This is a genomic window from Pseudomonas sp. N40(2020) (assembly GCF_014472415.1).
Taxonomy (GTDB): domain Bacteria; phylum Pseudomonadota; class Gammaproteobacteria; order Pseudomonadales; family Pseudomonadaceae; genus Aquipseudomonas.
This window is the reverse complement of record NZ_JACSZV010000022.1, coordinates 24,469-42,253: the sequence shown is the minus strand read 5'-3', so window position 1 is coordinate 42,253 and position 17,785 is coordinate 24,469. Positions and strand designations below refer to the sequence as shown.

Sequence of the window (17,785 nt, the reverse complement as noted above, 5' to 3'; positions counted from 1 at the left end):
ATGGAACGCATCGACCACGTTTTGCCGTGGAGCCACTTAGGCAGCGAGCGCAAGATTTCGGTCTTCCGTTTCGGTAGCGGTGAGCGCAAGGCCTACATTCAGGCCAGCCTGCACGCTGACGAATTGCCGGGCATGCGTACGGCCTGGGAGCTGAAAAAGCGCCTCGGCGAACTCGAAGCCAAAGGCCTGCTCAACGGTGTGATCGAGCTGGTGCCGGTGGCCAATCCGTTGGGTCTTGGGCAATTGCTGCAAGGCAATTTCCAGGGCCGTTTCGAGGCGGGCAGCGGCAAGAATTTCAACCGTGATTTCGTTGAGCTGAGCGCGCCGGTAGCGGCAGCGTTGGCCGACAGCCTCGGTGATGATCCGCACGCCAACATTCGTCTGATCCGTCAGGCGATGGCTGATCACTTGGCCGCATTGCCGCCAGCGAGCAGCCAGTTGCAAGGCATGCAGCGCGTTTTGCTCAGTCATGCCTGCACCGCCGACGTGGTGCTCGACTTGCACTGCGACGCCGAAGCCGCGCTGCACCTGTATGCGCTGCCGCAGCACTGGCCGCAGTGGCGTTCGCTGGCCGCGCACCTGAATGTGAAGGTCGGTTTGCTGGCCGAAGATTCCGGCGGCAGCTCTTTTGATGAAGCGTGCTCACTGCCGTGGCTGCGTCTGTCGCGGCAATTCCCTGATGCGCAGATTCCGCTGGCGTGCCTGGCGACGACCATCGAGCTGGGCGGTCAGGCTGACACTGGCCGTGCCGAGGCCGAGGCGTATGCTGAAGGCATTCTGGCGTTCCTCGCCGAGCAAGGTTTGATTACCGGCGAGTGGCCCAATCCTGCCAACGAGCCGTGCGAAGGCATGCCGTTCGAAGGCACCGAATTGCTGCTCGCGCCGCATCCTGGCGTGGTGAGTTTTCTGCGAAAACCCGGCGAGTGGGTCGAGGCCGGTGACGAGATTTTTGAAGTGATCGACCCTGTGTCCGATCGGGTCAGCACGGTATGTGCTGGTACGTCCGGGGTGCTGTTTGCCATTGAACGGCTGCGCTATGCCCAACCCGGTTTCTGGCTGGCCAAGGTGGCGGGGCGCGAAGCGCTGCGTCACGGGCGCTTGCTCAACGACTGACTGACTGTTTTTGTGAGAACCGACCGCATGTACAAACTTGAAGTCCAAGACCTGCATAAACGCTATGGCAGTCACGAAGTGCTCAAGGGTGTTTCCCTGAAAGCGGCAGCCGGCGATGTGATCAGCATCATCGGCTCCAGTGGCTCCGGCAAAAGTACTTTCCTGCGTTGCATCAACCTGCTTGAGCAGCCGCACGCGGGCAAGATTCTGCTCAATAACGAAGAGCTGAAACTGGTGGCCAACAAGGACGGCGCGCTGAAAGCCGCTGATCCGAAGCAGTTGCAACGCATGCGTTCGCGTCTGTCGATGGTGTTCCAGCATTTCAACCTGTGGTCGCACATGACCGCGATTGAAAACATCATGGAAGCGCCGGTGCACGTACTGGGCGTGTCCAAGGCTGAAGCCCGCGAGAAAGCCGAGCACTACCTGAACAAGGTTGGCGTGGCTCATCGTAAGGATGCGTTCCCGGGGCACATGTCCGGTGGCGAGCAGCAGCGTGTGGCGATTGCCCGTGCGCTGGCGATGGAGCCGGAAGTCATGCTGTTCGACGAACCGACTTCGGCGCTTGACCCGGAACTGGTCGGTGACGTGCTCAAGGTGATGCAGGCGCTGGCTCAGGAAGGCCGCACCATGGTTGTGGTGACGCACGAAATGGGCTTTGCCCGTGAAGTGTCGAACCAGTTGGTGTTCCTGCACAAAGGTGTTGTTGAAGAAAGCGGCAACCCGCGCGAAGTGCTGGTTAATCCGCAGTCGGAGCGGCTGCAACAGTTCCTCTCGGGTAGCCTCAAGTAATCAGGACTGCCGGTATGCACCGGAATAGTGCATGCTTCGCCGACCGGGTTCCCCTGTAGGAGCTGCCGCAGGCTGCGATCTTTTGATCTTCAAAAACCAAAATCAAAAGATCGCAGCCTCGTTTCACTCGACAGCTCCTACAGGTGATCTCCGTCAGACTCAAGATTTGTGTTCATTTTCGGGCTAGCATTGGCCCTTGCCTTCATCACCGTTCCTCGTTTCGGATTGCCCGCCCATGACTGCCCATCGAATTGGTTTCCTGATTTGGCCCAGCACTAAAGCGTTGACGCTGGCGCTGGCGGAGGAGGCCTTGCGTGTTGCGCAGCGGGTGCACCCGGACGTGGTTTACGAACTGTCGTTCTTGCAGGCCGAGCCGCCCGTCGAAGGCGCCTGGCAATTACCCGGCGAACCGTGGGCCGGCAAGCTCGAGAACTTCCAGAAACTGTTCCTGCTTGCCGATGAGCCGCCAACTTCGCTGGCCTCGCCACTGAGCAGTGCGCTCAAGCAACTGGTGCGTGCCGGTTGTGTGATCGGCGGTCTGTCGGCCGGTGTGTACCCGTTGGCGCAACTGGGCTTGCTCGACGGTTATCGCGCCGCCGTGCACTGGCGCTGGCAGGACGATTTCGCCGAACGCTTCCCGAAAGTCATCGCCACCAGTCATCTGTTCGATTGGGATCGCGATCGCCTGACCGCATGCGGCGGCATGTCGGTGCTCGATTTGTTGCTGGCAGTGCTGGCCCGTGACCACGGTGCGGAACTGGCCGGTGCGGTGTCGGAAGAACTGGTGGTCGAGCGCATCCGCGAGGGCGGCGAGCGTCAGCGTATTCCGTTGCAGAACCGTCTCGGCTCCAGTCATCCGAAGCTCACGCAAGCCGTGTTGCTGATGGAAGCCAACATCGAAGAGCCGCTGACCACCGACGAAATCGCCCAGCATGTGTGCGTATCCCGTCGGCAGTTGGAGCGGATCTTCAAGCAGTACCTCAACCGCGTGCCGAGCCAGTACTACCTGGAACTGCGCCTGAACAAGGCCCGGCAGATGTTGATGCAAACCAGCAAGTCGATTATCCAGATCGGCCTGTCGTGCGGCTTCTCCTCGGGGCCGCATTTCTCCAGCGCCTACCGCAACTTCTTCGGCGCCACGCCGCGGGAAGATCGCAACCAGCGGCGCAGCAGCAGCCCGTTCGAATTGTCATCGGTGCCGCCAGAACGCGGCTGACCGTTGGCGACTCAGGCCGAAGATTCCGATGGCCCGGTAGACGTGAATGATTGTTCGCGTCCAACGGAAAGCGAAGAGTCTCCCGAGTCGTCGAGCTGTTGTTGCAGCCTCTGACTTTCGATGAGTGTGGCTTTTTGCGTCTGATAGCTTTCCAGACGCTGCAGGCTTTCTACCGATAACGGATTGCCATCGACGATGAGCGTCGTCGGGGTGTACGGGGCGGAGAGCGGCATCTCCATCGGCAACTCGACGATGATGTTATTGGCCAGGTTGGCATATTGCAGGTTAGCGGCGTTGAACAATCCTTGGGGCAGTTCGCTGATCTGGCTATTGCTCAAGTCCAGCCAGGACAGATGGGTCATGCCCCCGAGGTCAGGTGCCAGGCCGAGCGGGTTGTCGCGTAACACCAGTCTGTCAAGGCGACTCAAGGCGCCCAGGCCTTCCACTGATTGGTGAGTCAAAGTGATGCGGCATTCGGGCAAGCTCAAGGACGTGAGATTTGGCATGTTGAAAACCGCTGAGGGAATGTCATCCAGGCGGTAGCCCTGCATGGCCAGTTTTTCCAGATGCGCGAAGCGGTTCAAGAATTCCCCGGCACGCGGGGCAATGTCGCCGGCACTGGTCAGAATCAGCGAGCGTACGTGCGCAAAGTCCGCCGACAGTTCCGGTAGTTCGCCTGTGATGGGCAAATTGAAGGTGAAGTCGAACTCGTATTGGCCTTCGGTCACGATGCGGCGCCAGCATTGTTCGATACCTTTCTTGAATTGCACCCGGCGCTCTTTCTCCTGGTTCAGGCTATCGCCCGCCAAGGGGATATCGGTGTCGGGGGCGGTGGGGATCTCGTTCGTCCAGGCTTCAAGATCGCTGACCAGTGTGGCGATCTCTGTCTGCCTGCGGATCAGCTCAAGGCGCCCGTCGGCCAGTGTCCCTGGCAGGCTGTACACAATATTGTTGAGGCGGAAATCGGTTAAATGTGGATACAGCACGCGCGCCAGTGCCATATCTGCCGGGTCGACCGATACGCCAAACACATTGCCGTTGGTTTGATACCAGGTTTTTATTCGTTCCCGAGCGGCGGCGGACAGCGGGTTGTCGCTCAGATCAATGCCATCCACGGTTTTGGCGGAGAGATTGAAGAGCGCGTCCGGCAGATCCTCGATGCGGTTTTCATTCAATAACGCCGTTTCCAGATCCGCCAGCTCAGCCAGGCCGGCTGGAACATGGGTAATTCCCGTTTTGGAAAGATCAACGAAATTGAGTGCTGTGTGCGCCGACAGGTCTGGCACGCTACCCAATGGATTGCTGTACATGTCCAGCGATCGCAAGCGGGGCAAGGAGGACAGCGCCGCCTGGCCCGGGGCGTCGAATACGACAGCGCATTCACTCAGGACGAGTGACTTGAGCGACGGCATCTGTTTGATCGCCTGAGGTACGCGGCCCAAGGCGACGTTGCGCATTTCCAGCCCGGTCACCCCGGTAAAAGCGTCAAGGAAACCGTCCGGGACATTCAGGTCGATGTTTCCCGTCAGTGATAACTGGACGACATGGCTGAAGTCCGCTTTCAGCACAGGCAGATCACCGGTAAAGGTTATTGTGGCGGCGAACGTGTTGGATCGAAATTGTGAGCGGTCGGTGTAACGGCTGCGCCAGAACTTCTCCAGTTCCAGGCTGAACGTATGACGGGCAATGCGCTGTGTCGCCCTGTCGACGGCGTCAATGAATCGGCCGGTCGAAGGGTTGCGCGCCGGAATGCGTTCGGTCCATGTGGCGAGGTCGCTGACCATTGCGGTGACTTCCGTTTCCCAGCGCACGAGCTGGGCGCTGCCAGCCTCCAGCGTTCCGGGCAAGTGATAGATCATGTTGCTGGCGTCTTCGATGTCCAGCGTGGGAAACAGTGATTGTGCTCTGACGATATCGGTCACATCGGGCAGCACACCAAAGTCATGTCCGATGGTCGCGTAATGGGCCTTGATTCGATTGCGACTGGCCTGCGATAGCGGGTTGTTGGCCAGGTCCAGGCCGTCGGCGAGATCAATGTCGAGATCAAAAAAAGCTTCGGGCAACTCGCTGATCTGGTTGCCGTTGAGCAGAGCGCTCCTCAGGTTGGGGTGTTGGACGAGGCCGTTGGGCAGGGTGGAAATACCGGTGTTGGCAAGACGCACGTCGCTCAGTGCCGGCAGGGCTGCCAGATCAGGGGGGATGGCCAGCGGATTGCCGCTCAGATCGAGAAGCTCAAGGTCGCTCAGGGCGTTCAGTACTGTCTGCCCCTCAGCCGTGAGCGTCACGTTGCATCGAGCCAGGGTCAGCTCCTTGAGTTCCGGCATGTGAGTCAGGCAGTCAGGCACTTGCCCCAATGAGAAGTCCTGCATTTCCAGAACGGCAGCATGGGGAAACAGCTCAAGGAACCGGTCGATGCTGCCGATGGCGCGGTTGCCTGCCAGGTTGAGTCTTGAAACGTGGGTGAAGTCCGCCGTCAGTTGTGGCATGTCCCCGAGGAAGGTCAATCGCGCGCCGAAGGTGTCTTCGCGTCTGCCGGTGGTGTTCGACCTGTTTTGCCAGAAGTTTTCCAGGTGTTGCTTGAATTCCGATCTGGACTCGTAGTCCCCATAGAGCTCGATACCCGTGAGCATTTCACCGGTCACCGGATGATGCGTCGGTGCCTGAGTGGCCCAGGTATTGAGGTCCGCTTTCAGCGTGTCCAGCTCCACTTTCCACACATTCAACTGCTGACGACTGTCTGCCAGGGTACCGGGCAAGTCATAGATCATTTCGCTGGCTTCCTGCTGGTCTAATGACGGAAACAGCTCTCGCGTCAGGCTGATATCCGCCGCATCGGCCAATACGTCGAAGTCTTGTGCGGTTATGCGGTAGTAGGTTTTTATGCGGTTGCGTGTCGCTGCCGAAAGTGGGTTGTAGGCAAAATCGATCCCGTCGGTGCGATTGGCGGGGAGCTCGAAAATCCCATCGGGTATGTCGGTGATGCGGTTGTTGCTGAAAATTGCGGTGCGCAGGTTGGCCTTGTCGGCGAGCCCCGGCGGAACTTCGGAAATGGCGGTCGAGGAAAGATCAAGGTAGGTCAGGGCGGGCAACAGGTTCACATCAAAAAATGTGCCTAACGGATTGTTGCTCAGTTCCAGGGTTTCCAATTGGGTCATCGAGACCAACGCGGACTGGGTTTCGGGACTCATGACCACCCCGCAGTGCATCAACTCAAGGGTATTGAGTTGAGGCAGGTGCAAGGCTGCCAGGGCATTGGGCTCCAGATCGACAAAGCGCAGCTCCAGAATGTTCAGAGACGGAAAGTGTTGCAGGAACGCCGTCATGGCTGAATTGTTCTGGTTGCCCGTGAGGGTGAGCCTGGAGACATGGCTGAAGTCTGCGCTCAGTGTTGGCATGTCGCCGCTGAAGTCGAGTTTCGCCACAAAATGGCTGTCACGGGTGAGGGGGGATTGAGACGACCGGGTGCGCCAGAATCGCTCAAGCCTGTTTCCCAGTTCCACTCTGGCGGAGCGTTCACTTGCCTGCTCCTCGATTGTCAGTGGCTGTCCCGTCGCTGCAGAGTCGGTCGGCGCGTCGGAGACCCATTGCGCGATGTCGGCGCGTAACTGCGCCACTTCGGTCTCCCAGCTTGCGAGTTGTGCCCGACCTTGCGCCAGTGTTCCGGGTAACTGATACAGCAGGTCATTGGCTTGAATGGCGTTGAGGTTGGGGAACAATTCGACGGTACGTTCGATGTCTGCCCACTCGGCCATTACGTCGAATTGCCTCTGGGTGCGGCTATAGAAAATTTTTACCTGTTCACGGGTAGCAGCGGACAGTGGATTGTTGCCAAAACTGAACCCTTCACTCAGCAGATTGTTCAGCGTGAAAAATCCATCGGGAATTTCAGTGATCCGGTTGCCGCCGAATCTGCCGGTGACCAGTAACGGATGATCGAGCAGACCGGTTGGAAGGGTCGCAATGTCGGTATTGGTGAGGTTGACCAGGCGCAACGCCGGCAGCGTGTTTATCTCGGGGGGGACGCCCAGGGGGTTGTCCTGCAAATCCAGCAGTGAGAGTTCGGTCAAGGCGGATAACAGGGATTGGTCCGCTGCCGAAAACCGGATGCCACAGTTGCGCATGATCAGGTGCCGCAACGTGGGCATTGAAGTGATGCCCGGCGGCAGGCCAGGCAAGCTGAGGTTTTGCATGTCGAGGTACAGCAGGCGCGGGAACTGCTGCAAGAACGAATCGATGGCGCCGGTGCTGGCGCTGCCATTGATGGTAAGCACGGAAATGTGGCTGAAGTCGGCATTCAAGATGGGCAGATCGCCCAGTACCGGCTCCGTGATCTGCAGAATGTAACCGGCGGCACTCCGAGCCTGGCGGCGCCAGCAACGTTCGATGGCGCTCCTGAGCGCTTGACGGTTTTGCTCCGCCGCCCGACGTTGAATGTCGGTTAATGGCAAACCGCTTGCAGGGTCATTCGCCGGAATTTCGCGCTCCCAGCGGCGCAGGTCATCACTGAGCCGGCTGGCCTCGGTGCGCAGACGGGCCAGTTCGTTGGTCAGGGCAATCGGGTCATTTCCAAACCCTGCAATGAATGTTTGTGCCTCCTGATCGGACAGTCCGCTATAAATCGACTGCACGCGTCGCTCATTGGTGATGGCAACCCCGTCTTCGGCAACCAGGTTCGCAAAGAAGCCAAGTGGTTCAATGCTGAGCACATTGGGGGCCTGCGGATAACCTCTATGGCCCACCAGGCGCAGGGTATCAATGGGTGGCTGCTCGGCTGGCGGCAAAGATATCGCCACGCGCAGATCGCCTCGGTCCAGAGGATTTGCGCGGATCGCGTTTTTCAGTCGGGCGGTCTGGCCAATCTGGATATCCAGCGCCTGGCGCTCGGTATCCGGCAGGGCGTAGAGAATGGCGTTGTACAGATCGGTCGCCGAATGAAGCTCCTGGGCTTGCTCATCAAACGGCTGATAAGTGCCGTCAGTCTGGCGGACAAGGATTTTTTGCACCGGCGCATCCGCGCGTCCGCTGCTGTCGAGCATTTTGCCTTCGAAGGTCAGGTCGCGGATTTCCATGCGCACCTCGCCGCTCCAGCCAGTCAGGCGGGCGAGACTGTGCAGCACCAAAGTGTCGGTATCCGGGTTGCTCACCGAATCCAGCTCCAACCCCTCAAAAGCGCGCGTCACGCGCACCTCTTCACTGGCTGTCTGCATAAGAGTCTGCTGGCGTTCGGGCAGTTGCCCGTCGTTGATTTGCAACAGTTCGTCACCGGTTGCGGTGTTGAGCAATTCCTGGGTAACGCGACTGGGTAGCGCGGGTTGATGTTGGGTAATTCTGAGGGCCAGCGGGTCGTCGGATTGCTCGCTCGCCTGATAACGGGATTCGAACATCGCACTGCGTTGCTCTTTGGCCGTTTGCGACAATTGCTTGCGCAACTCCCGAGTACGCACCTCTATAGCGAGATCAGGGCCGCCAAACGCCTCGCCGAGCAGGGCTTTGCCTTGCTGTTCGTCAAGCGCATGGAGCAACGTTTGCAGAACGTCATCGTTTATCAGGTTGGCCTGATTCAGATCGATGACCGGCAGGGTTTCGTCGTTGGAGGATTGCCAAATGGCGTCCCCTTGTTTGTCCAGCCAACGAAGCCGTTTGTCGGCAGGCCAACGGCCGTGCTCAGTGAGTAATTGCAACTGCGCCGCCGGGTCGGCGGCGCGGTATTGTTCAGGCAGATCACTGTCCAGTTGATCGATAAATGTCTGCAGATCCTGATCGATCTTGAAGCGCGTGATGCTGTCGGCCAATAGCGGTGGCAGTGATTCCTGTTCGACATGCATCTTGCGCAGTGCATCTGCATTGAAACCGCTGACCTCAAGAATCCGTGCGCGGCGGGCTGGAGTGAGTGACTCCATCGAATGACCGATGCGGCGCAACGCCGTATCGCTGTCCCAGGCCAGTGGTTGTTCGAACTCGGTGTGCCAGGCACCGTCGCCGTTGTGTCGCACCTTGGGTTGGTAAGCGTCAGGGCGGGTCGGATGTTCAATGCGGTACTGGCCCGGGATCGGACTTTCATTGACGGCATAGTGGCCCTGCTCGATGGGCAGTAACAGTTTTCCCTTGTGTTCGTGCAAGCCGAGGCGAGAAGGGCGCGCGTCGGGCGCCGGCAAATCTTGCTGCCGGTAGCGGGTCAGATCCGGTTTCCAGTAAAGGGTTTTGCCGTTGGGCAGTTGCACAGGTTTGAAGGAATCAATGAAGGCGACGATCTCGCGCGGCAGGACATTGCGAAACTCGCCCATGGCAATGACGCCGCCCACGGCAAATGCGCCGAGCTGGATCAGCGACTCCAGGCATCCGAACAGATGAGTCAGCGCTTCGCTGGTCTGCCCCTGCGCCCAATCGACAATGCCTTCGAACATTTCATCGAGAAACTGATAGGCCATGTAGGCCATCATCATCTCGCCCAGCACCGGTACGAATGGCGCGATGATAAACGCGGCGGTCTGCAGAATCGTCGAGGCAATGCCGACGAACGAGTCCCACAGCGCCCAGCGTACTTTCGAATCGACCGTGGCGGTCGCGACAGCGATGACCCCGGCGTCATTGAGGATCTTGTTCAGTTTGCCTTGATAGAGGTGTTCCCATAACGCTGCGCTGATGGGCATAGCGGCCAGTTGTAGGTCGGGTCTGTCGAACGGCGCGTCGCGCCACGTCGGCTTCGAACTGCCGGCTTCGGGTTCGTGCCATTTCACCTGGCTCAGGCGGGAGTTCAGGCTGGAGAAGAAAAAGCCGCGCTGTTCGTGATTGATGAAGCGACTGAAGAAGGTCTGATAGTCGCGGGAACGCAGTTGTCGCGTGAGTTCGATCTCCAGTTCGGCCGACGAGGTGTATTCCTTGATCGGGTGTTCAGGATCATCCGGCACCCAGGCCACCACCCGCGCCAGGCTGCGAGCCTCATCGGCAACCGGGGCAAACACGACAATCCCGGTGAGTGGCGCGGACATCATCGTCAGGTCATGGCTGAGCAGGCGCTGCCCATTGATCCGCAAATGCTGCACGCCCTCGACCAGTGCGGTGATGGTGCGCCAGTAACTTTCGCTGATATCGCCGCTCATCCGGGCAAACTGCAGGGCAGTCTTCAGCGCGGTTTGCTGGCTTTTATCGATCTTGAGGCGCAACGCCGAGGCTTTCTCTTCATCATTGAACCCCAGGTGGTCTTCCAGCCAGGTTTTGTACTGCGTGCCGATATCCAGCTTTCGGCAGAGCCGGGTGAACGCCGCGATGCTGAGCTTTTGCTTGATCGAGGGCAGGGTGTCGAACTGGCCGCTGGGCAACGGTTTGGTGATGAAGGCTGAATCGGCTTCATAGGCGCTGTCTTCGGTTTCCTTCTCTTCGAAGTTATGCAGCGCCGCGTCCAGCAGCGACACCGTCCAGGTGCGGGCGCCGGTCTTGATCGACAGCAGCGCCGTGGTGGCCGGGATGTACAGGTGCAGGAACGTGGTTCTGACGTCCAGATCCAGATCAAATTCGTCTTTCAGTGCGGCTTTGAGCAAGGGCTCTGCGAAGGCGCTGGCGTCCTGGAAGTGTTCAAGCGTTCGGTCGACATCGTTTTGTGCTGTCCACTGTTCGGCATTGAGCGCCTTCAGCACCTGTTGCTGCGCCACCGGTACTGCCTGCAACTTGAGGGGCAATAGGGGTTGAGTCGCCTTGAGGGCCTGGCGCCTGGCAGCAGAGGCGTTGCCCAGCCACTCGGGCATGTTCGCCTGCAGGTGCAGATAATGGCTGTCAGGTTGCTGTGAGTAAGCGGTATCGCGGGTGGCGGTGTGCTGTTCTTCAGTCGGGTGCATCGGACCAATCCTTGGCGTCTGGAAAGTGCCAAGCAAATCAGAGTGATGCGCAGAAGGTGCGGTACATATTTATACCGGTGGTATGGCGTTGAGTTGATATCCTTCCCGGCCTGCCGCAAATCGGCAGCGCCGGTTTAAACTGCGCCTTTGCGACGCTATATGTCGCATTGCCGTAAACCCGGGAAAATCCGGGGTTTGCGCTATAAGAAGTTGTCGCTTGGCGGCAAGGCCGGGCTGAAAACTGTCCTTACAATCCCCCCATCGCTCGCCAGTTTCAGGCGGGTGGCCCTCATCAGGAGACTCCGATGTCCGTTGAGCACGCTGCGGTACAACGCGCCGATTTCGACCAGGTTATGGTTCCCAACTACGCGCCTGCCGCTTTCATTCCGGTGCGTGGCGCCGGTTCCCGCGTCTGGGATCAGGCCGGCCGCGAGCTGATCGACTTTGCTGGCGGCATCGCCGTCAACGTATTGGGCCACGCGCACCCGGCGCTGGTCGGTGCCTTGACCGAGCAAGCGAACAAGCTGTGGCACGTCTCCAACGTGTTCACCAACGAGCCGGCCCTGCGTCTGGCGCACAAGCTGATCGACGCCACGTTCGCCGAGCGCGTGTTCTTCTGCAACTCTGGCGCCGAAGCCAACGAGGCCGCGTTCAAGCTGGCCCGTCGCGTGGCATTCGACCGTTTCGGCAGCGAGAAGTACGAAATCATCGCCGCGCTGAACAGCTTCCACGGCCGTACCCTGTTCACCGTTAACGTCGGTGGCCAGTCGAAGTACTCCGACGGTTTCGGCCCGAAAATCACTGGCATCACCCACGTTCCTTACAACGACCTGGCTGCGCTGAAAGCGGCGGTTTCCGACAAGACCTGTGCGGTCGTGCTGGAGCCGATCCAGGGCGAGGGCGGCGTACTGCCGGCCGAACTGGCTTACCTGCAAGGTGCCCGCGAACTGTGCGACGCCAACAACGCGCTGCTGGTGTTCGACGAAGTGCAGACCGGCATGGGCCGCAGCGGCAAGCTGTTCGCCTACCAGCATTACGGCGTGACTCCGGACATCCTGACCAGCGCCAAGAGCCTGGGCGGCGGTTTCCCGATCGCGGCGATGCTGACCACCGAAGCGCTGGCCAAACATCTGGTCGTCGGCACCCACGGCACCACTTACGGCGGCAACCCGCTGGCGTGCGCCGTCGCGGAAGCGGTGATCGACGTGATCAACACCCCTGAAGTGTTGAATGGCGTGAATGCCAAGCACGACAAGTTCAAGACGCGTCTGCAGCAGATCGGCGAGAAGTACGGCCTGTTCACTCAGGTGCGTGGCCTTGGTCTGCTGATCGGTTGCGTACTGAGCGATGCCTGGAAAGGCAAGGCCAAGGACATCTTCAACGCCGCTGAAAAAGAAGGCCTGATGATTCTGCAAGCCGGCCCGGACGTAATCCGTTTCGCCCCGAGCCTGGTGGTGGAAGACGCCGACATCGATGCCGGCCTGGACCGCTTCGAACGTGCTGCAGCGAAATTGACGCAAGCTTGATAGACCCTTCGGCGCCTGAACATTTCAGGCGTCGATCAAATTTTTATGCCGGCCCCGATCAAATGTAGGAGTGAGCCTGCTCGCGATTGCGCTATGTCAGTCGATTCATAGGTTACTGACAGACCGCAATCGCGAGCAGGCTCACTCCTACAAGGTCCGGTGTTTTTTTCAGTAAATTTTAGAAGAGAAAGGAGTGACACCATGCTGGTGATGCGCCCCGCACAAATGGCTGATCTGGGCGAGGTACAGCGTCTGGCTGCGGACAGCCCGATTGGTGTCACTTCCTTGCCGGATGACGTGGAACGTCTGAGCGACAAGATCGCCGCGAGCGAAGCCTCGTTCGCCGCCGAAGTGAGCTTTAACGGTGAAGAGAGCTACTTCTTCGTCCTTGAAGACACCGCCACCGGCAAACTGGTCGGCTGCTCGGCCATCGTTGCCTCGGCGGGTTATTCGGAGCCGTTCTACAGCTTCCGCAACGAGACCTTCGTCCACGCTTCCCGCGAGTTGAAGATCCACAACAAGATCCACGTGCTTTCGCAATGCCACGACCTGACCGGCAACAGCTTGCTGACCAGTTTCTACGTGCAGCGCGAGCTGGTGGGTTCGCCTTGGTCGGAGCTCAACTCCCGTGGCCGTCTGCTGTTTGTCGCCAGCCACCCGGAGCGTTTTGCTGATTCGGTGGTGACCGAGATCGTCGGTTACAGCGACGAGAATGGCGACTCGCCGTTCTGGGACGCCATTGGTCGCAACTTCTTCGACCTCAACTACGCCGAGGCCGAGCGCCTGTGCGGGCTGAAAAGCCGTACGTTCCTCGCCGAGCTGATGCCGCATTACCCGATCTACGTGCCGCTGCTGCCGGATTCCGCTCAAGAAGCGATGGGCCAGGTGCACCCGCGTGCGCAGATCACCTTCGACATCCTGATGCGCGAAGGCTTTGAGACCGACCACTACATCGACATTTTCGACGGTGGCCCGACCCTGCATGCGCGTGTTTCGGGGATCCGTTCGATCGCCCAGAGCCGCGTGGTGCCAGTGAAGATCGGCGAGCCGGTCAAAGGTGCCGGGCGCCAGTATCTGGTGGCCAACGCCCAGTTGCAGGATTACCGCGCCGTGTTGCTTGAGCTGGACTACGCGCCGGGCAAACCGGTGACGCTGGATATGGAAGCGGCCGAAGCCCTTGGCGTCGGTGAAGGTGCCAGCGTGCGCCTGGTGGCGGTTTAACGCCTTAGCGAGTTTCACGGGTGGCGAAGGCGGCCCGTTTGAGGAGATAGCATGATTGTTCGTCCCGTACGCAGCAGCGATTTATCCGCGCTGATCGACCTGGCCCGCAGCACCGGCACCGGCCTGACCACATTGCCGGCCAACGAAGAGCGCCTGACCCATCGGGTCGGCTGGGCCGAGAAGACCTTTCGCGGCGAAGCCGGCCGTGGCGACGCGGACTACCTGTTCGTGCTCGAAGATGACAACGGCCGCGTGGTGGGGATTTCTGCCATTGCCGGCGCGGTCGGTCTGCGTGAGCCCTGGTACAACTTCCGTGTCGGCCTCACCGTCAGTGCTTCGCAAGAGCTGAACATCTATCGCGAGATCCCGACGCTGTTCCTCGCCAACGACCTGACCGGCAACTCCGAGCTGTGCTCGCTGTTCCTGCACGCCGATTACCGCACTGGCCTCAACGGCCGCATGTTGTCCAAGGCGCGGATGCTGTTCATCGCCGAGTTCCCGGAACTGTTCGGCAACAAGATCATCGCCGAGATGCGCGGTGTGTCGGATGAAGCCGGTCGCTCGCCGTTCTGGGAAAGCCTGGGCCGGCACTTCTTCAAGATGGAATTCAGCCAGGCTGATTACCTGACCGGTGTTGGCAATAAGGCCTTCATCGCTGAACTGATGCCGAAATTCCCGCTCTACACCTGCTTCCTGTCTCCGGACGCACGCAATGTCATCGGTCAGGTTCACCCGGACACCGAGCCGGCGCTGGCGATGCTCAAGAGTGAAGGTTTCAGCTATCAGGGCTACGTCGACATCTTCGACGCCGGCCCGGCCATCGAATGCGAAACCAGCAAGATCCGCGCAGTGCGTGACAGCGAAGCGCTGGTGCTGGCCGTGGGTACGCCGGGCGACGACGCCACGCCGTTCATCATCCATAACCGCAAGCGCGAAGACTGCCGCATCACTGCCGCGCCGGCACGTCTGGCCGCCGGCACTCTGGTGGTCGATCAGCAGACCGCCAAACGTCTTCAACTCAACGCTGGTGATCAAGTGCGCGCCGTGGCGTTGTCCGCTGCTCGGGAGTCGAAATAATGAATTCGCTATACATTGCAGGTGAATGGCTGGCCGGTCAGGGCGAAGCTTTTCAATCGCTGAACCCGGTGACCCAGCAAGTGCTGTGGTCGGGGGAGGGCGCCACCGCGGCTCAGGTCGAGTCGGCCGTGCAGGCTGCGCGCCAGGCATTTCCGGGCTGGGCACGTCGTTCGCTGGAAGATCGCATCAGCGTTCTGGAAGCTTTCGCCGCCGCGCTGAAAAACCACGCCGACGAACTGGCCCGCACCATCGGTGAGGAAACTGGCAAGCCACTGTGGGAAGCCGCGACTGAAGTCACCAGCATGGTCAACAAGATCGCGATCTCGGTACAGAGTTACCGCGAACGTACTGGCGAGAAGAGCGGCCCGCTGGGCGACGCCACCGCCGTGCTGCGCCACAAACCCCACGGCGTGGTCGCGGTGTTCGGCCCTTACAACTTCCCGGGTCACTTGCCGAACGGCCACATCGTGCCGGCGCTGCTGGCCGGTAACAGCGTGCTGTTCAAGCCAAGCGAACTGACCCCGAAAGTCGCCGAGCTGACGGTCAAGTGCTGGATCGAAGCCGGTCTGCCGGCCGGCGTGTTGAACCTGCTGCAAGGCGCTCGCGAAACCGGTATCGCGCTGGCCGCGAATCCGGGCATCGACGGTTTGTTCTTCACCGGTTCGAGCCGCACCGGCAATCATCTGCACCAGCAATTCGCCGGGCGCCCGGACAAGATTCTTGCGCTGGAAATGGGCGGCAACAACCCGCTGGTGGTCGATCAGGTCGCTGATCTGGATGCCGCGGTTTACACGATCATTCAGTCGGCGTTCATTTCTGCCGGCCAGCGCTGCACCTGCGCCCGTCGCTTGCTGGTGCCGCAAGGCGCGTGGGGCGACAGCCTGCTCAAGCGTCTGGTGGAAGTCAGCGCGACCATCGAGGTCGGTGCATTCGATCAGCAACCGGCGCCGTTCATGGGCTCAGTGATTTCCCTCGGTGCGGCGAAAGCGCTGATGGATGCCCAGGAACATCTGCTGGCCAACGGTGCCGTGTCGCTGCTGGAGATGACTCAGCCGCAGGCGCAGTCGGCGCTGCTGACTCCGGGCATTGTTGATGTGACCGCTGTGGCCGAGCGCCCGGACGAAGAACTGTTTGGCCCGTTGCTGCAAGTGATCCGCTACACCGATTTCGCTGCCGCGATCAGTGAGGCCAACGACACCGCTTACGGCTTGGCCGCGGGTCTGCTGTCCGATTCCGAAGATCGCTATCAGCAGTTCTGGCTGGAAAGCCGCGCCGGCATCGTCAACTGGAACAAACAACTGACCGGTGCTGCGAGCAGCGCACCGTTCGGCGGTGTCGGTGCCTCGGGCAACCATCGCGCCAGCGCCTACTACGCGGCGGATTACTGCGCATACCCGGTGGCGTCGCTGGAAACACCGAGCCTGGTGTTGCCTGCCACCCTGACGCCTGGCGTGAAGATGGCGTAACGTCCATCGCTGGCAAGCCAGCTCCCACAAGGATTGCGTCGTACACAAATTCTGTGAATACCGCTAACCCTGTGGGAGCTGGCTTGCCAGCGATAGCCGCGACGCGGTCGCACTGAACAGTTAGTTACTGAAGCCTATAACAACAGATTCTCGTGGAGCCTCGCTGATGAAATCCTATGAAGTCAATTTTGACGGTCTAGTGGGGCCGACCCATAACTACGGCGGTCTGTCCTACGGCAACGTGGCGTCCCAGAGCAACAGCCAGCAATCCTCGAATCCGAAGGAAGCCGCGCTGCAAGGCCTGGCGAAAATGAAAGCGCTTATGGAAATGGGCTTTCAGCAAGGTGTGCTGGCGCCACAGGAGCGTCCGGACGTGGCCGCTCTGCGCCGTCTGGGTTTCAGCGGCACCGACGCTCAAGTGATCGAGCGCGCCGCCAAAGAAGCCATGCCGTTGCTGGTTGCCAGTTGCTCGGCGTCGAGCATGTGGGTGGCCAACGCCGCCACGGTCAGCCCGAGTGCCGACACCGCTGACGGTCGGGTGCATTTCACTGCCGCCAACCTCAACTGCAAATATCACCGCAGTATCGAGCACCCGACCACCAGCCGTGTACTCGGCGCGATGTTCGCCAATCAGCAACACTTCGCCCATCACGCGGCATTGCCGGCGGTGGCGCAGTTCGGCGACGAAGGCGCGGCCAACCACACGCGTTTCTGCCGCGAGTACGGCGAGGCCGGTGTCGAGTTCTTCGTGTTCGGTCGCAGTGCTTTCGACAATCGTTTCCCGGCACCGCAAAAGTACCCGGCCCGTCAGACCCTCGAAGCCTCGCAAGCGGTTGCGCGTCTGCACGGTCTGCGTGACGAAGGCGTGGTTTACGCCCAGCAAAACCCGAACGTGATCGATCAGGGTGTGTTCCACAACGATGTGATCGCGGTGGGCAACGGCGAGGCGCTGTTCTATCACGAGGACGCGTTCCTCAACACCGAGCAGATGCTGGCCGAGTTGCAAGGCAAACTGGCCAAGGTCGGCGGCAACTTCCAGTCGATCTGCGTGCCGCGTTCGGCGGTCACCGTGGATGACGCGGTGCGTTCGTACCTGTTCAACAGCCAGTTGCTGTCGCGCCCTGATGGCTCGATGCTGTTGATCGTGCCGCAAGAGTGCCAGGCCAACGAGCGCGTGTGGGCCTACCTGCAAAGCCTGACCAGCTCCGGCGGCCTGATCCGTGAAGTGAAAGTCTTCGACCTCAAGCAAAGCATGCAGAACGGTGGTGGCCCGGCGTGCCTGCGTCTACGCGTCGCGCTCAATGAAACTGAACTGGCGGCGGTCAACCCAGGCGTTATCATGACGGCCCCGTTGTACGGTTCGTTGACCGCATGGGTTGAAAAGCACTACCGCGACCGTCTGAGCGAAACCGATCTGGCGGACCCGCAGTTGCTGCTTGAATGCCGGACGGCACTGGATGAACTGACGCAAATCCTTAAACTGGGCGCGGTTTATCCATTCCAGATCAATTGATGGCCGGCGCGTCGCCTGAACGCGGCGCG

At 60.1% G+C, this 17,785-nt stretch carries 9 protein-coding genes; 8 read left to right on the top strand and 1 reads right to left on the bottom strand.

What is annotated here, in order from left to right; genetic code table 11:
* From IAI51_RS15670 to IAI51_RS15660, 3 genes are all read left to right on the top strand, one after another.
* On the top strand, positions 1–1,113 hold the full coding sequence (locus tag IAI51_RS15670) for a M14 family metallopeptidase (RefSeq protein ID WP_187679285.1): 1,113 nt from the start codon (positions 1–3) through the stop codon (positions 1,111–1,113).
* A gap of 27 nt (positions 1,114–1,140) precedes the next feature.
* Positions 1,141–1,905, top strand: coding sequence for an ABC transporter ATP-binding protein (locus IAI51_RS15665; protein WP_102354226.1), 765 nt, complete (start codon positions 1,141–1,143; stop codon positions 1,903–1,905).
* Between the two features lie 235 nt (positions 1,906–2,140).
* Positions 2,141–3,121 (top strand): GlxA family transcriptional regulator, encoded by a 981-nt coding sequence (locus IAI51_RS15660; RefSeq protein WP_187679284.1) that lies wholly within the window; start codon positions 2,141–2,143, stop codon positions 3,119–3,121.
* A gap of 11 nt (positions 3,122–3,132) precedes the next feature.
* Here the strand turns inward: IAI51_RS15660 and IAI51_RS15655 are convergent, their stop codons facing one another.
* Positions 3,133–10,953 (bottom strand): dermonecrotic toxin domain-containing protein, encoded by a 7,821-nt coding sequence (locus IAI51_RS15655; protein WP_187679283.1) that lies wholly within the window; start codon positions 10,951–10,953, stop codon positions 3,133–3,135.
* Positions 10,954–11,258: 305 nt separating this feature from the next.
* On the opposite strand from IAI51_RS15655, the gene IAI51_RS15650 reads away from it, so the two are divergent.
* From IAI51_RS15650 to astB, 5 genes are all read left to right on the top strand, one after another.
* A complete protein-coding gene (locus IAI51_RS15650) occupies positions 11,259–12,479 on the top strand; it encodes an aspartate aminotransferase family protein (RefSeq protein ID WP_187679282.1) in 1,221 nt (406 codons plus the stop codon).
* Positions 12,480–12,680: 201 nt separating this feature from the next.
* The gene (gene aruF / locus IAI51_RS15645; protein WP_100847631.1) at positions 12,681–13,700 is read left to right on the top strand and encodes an arginine/ornithine succinyltransferase subunit alpha; all 1,020 of its coding nucleotides are present in this window, start codon (positions 12,681–12,683) and stop codon (positions 13,698–13,700) included.
* Positions 13,701–13,751: 51 nt separating this feature from the next.
* Positions 13,752–14,777, top strand: a complete 1,026-nt coding sequence (astA, locus tag IAI51_RS15640) for an arginine N-succinyltransferase (protein ID WP_187679281.1) — start codon at positions 13,752–13,754, stop codon at positions 14,775–14,777.
* The gene (astD, locus tag IAI51_RS15635) at positions 14,774–16,243 is read left to right on the top strand and encodes a succinylglutamate-semialdehyde dehydrogenase (RefSeq protein ID WP_187679342.1); all 1,470 of its coding nucleotides are present in this window, start codon (positions 14,774–14,776) and stop codon (positions 16,241–16,243) included. The genes astA and astD overlap by 4 nt, the downstream gene beginning before the upstream one ends.
* A gap of 166 nt (positions 16,244–16,409) precedes the next feature.
* Positions 16,410–17,756 carry an N-succinylarginine dihydrolase gene (gene astB, locus IAI51_RS15630; protein ID WP_187679280.1) on the top strand — a complete coding sequence of 449 codons (1,347 nt, stop codon included), beginning with the start codon at positions 16,410–16,412 and terminating at the stop codon, positions 17,754–17,756.
* Positions 17,757–17,785 lie beyond the last annotated feature (29 nt).

What these genes read in the sequence shown, in the direction of transcription:
- IAI51_RS15660 (WP_187679284.1), top strand. Translation starts at nt 2,141, where the DNA reads ATGACTGCCCATCGAATTGGTTTCCTGATTTGGCCCAGCACTAAAGCG.
- astA (WP_187679281.1), top strand. Translation starts at nt 13,752, where the DNA reads ATGATTGTTCGTCCCGTACGCAGCAGCGATTTATCCGCGCTGATCGAC.
- IAI51_RS15650 (WP_187679282.1), top strand. Translation starts at nt 11,259, where the DNA reads ATGTCCGTTGAGCACGCTGCGGTACAACGCGCCGATTTCGACCAGGTT.
- IAI51_RS15665 (WP_102354226.1), top strand. Translation starts at nt 1,141, where the DNA reads ATGTACAAACTTGAAGTCCAAGACCTGCATAAACGCTATGGCAGTCAC.
- astB (WP_187679280.1), top strand. Translation starts at nt 16,410, where the DNA reads ATGAAATCCTATGAAGTCAATTTTGACGGTCTAGTGGGGCCGACCCAT.
- IAI51_RS15670 (WP_187679285.1), top strand. Translation starts at nt 1, where the DNA reads ATGGAACGCATCGACCACGTTTTGCCGTGGAGCCACTTAGGCAGCGAG.
- IAI51_RS15655 (WP_187679283.1), bottom strand. Translation starts at nt 10,953, where the DNA reads ATGCACCCGACTGAAGAACAGCACACCGCCACCCGCGATACCGCTTAC.
- aruF (WP_100847631.1), top strand. Translation starts at nt 12,681, where the DNA reads ATGCTGGTGATGCGCCCCGCACAAATGGCTGATCTGGGCGAGGTACAG.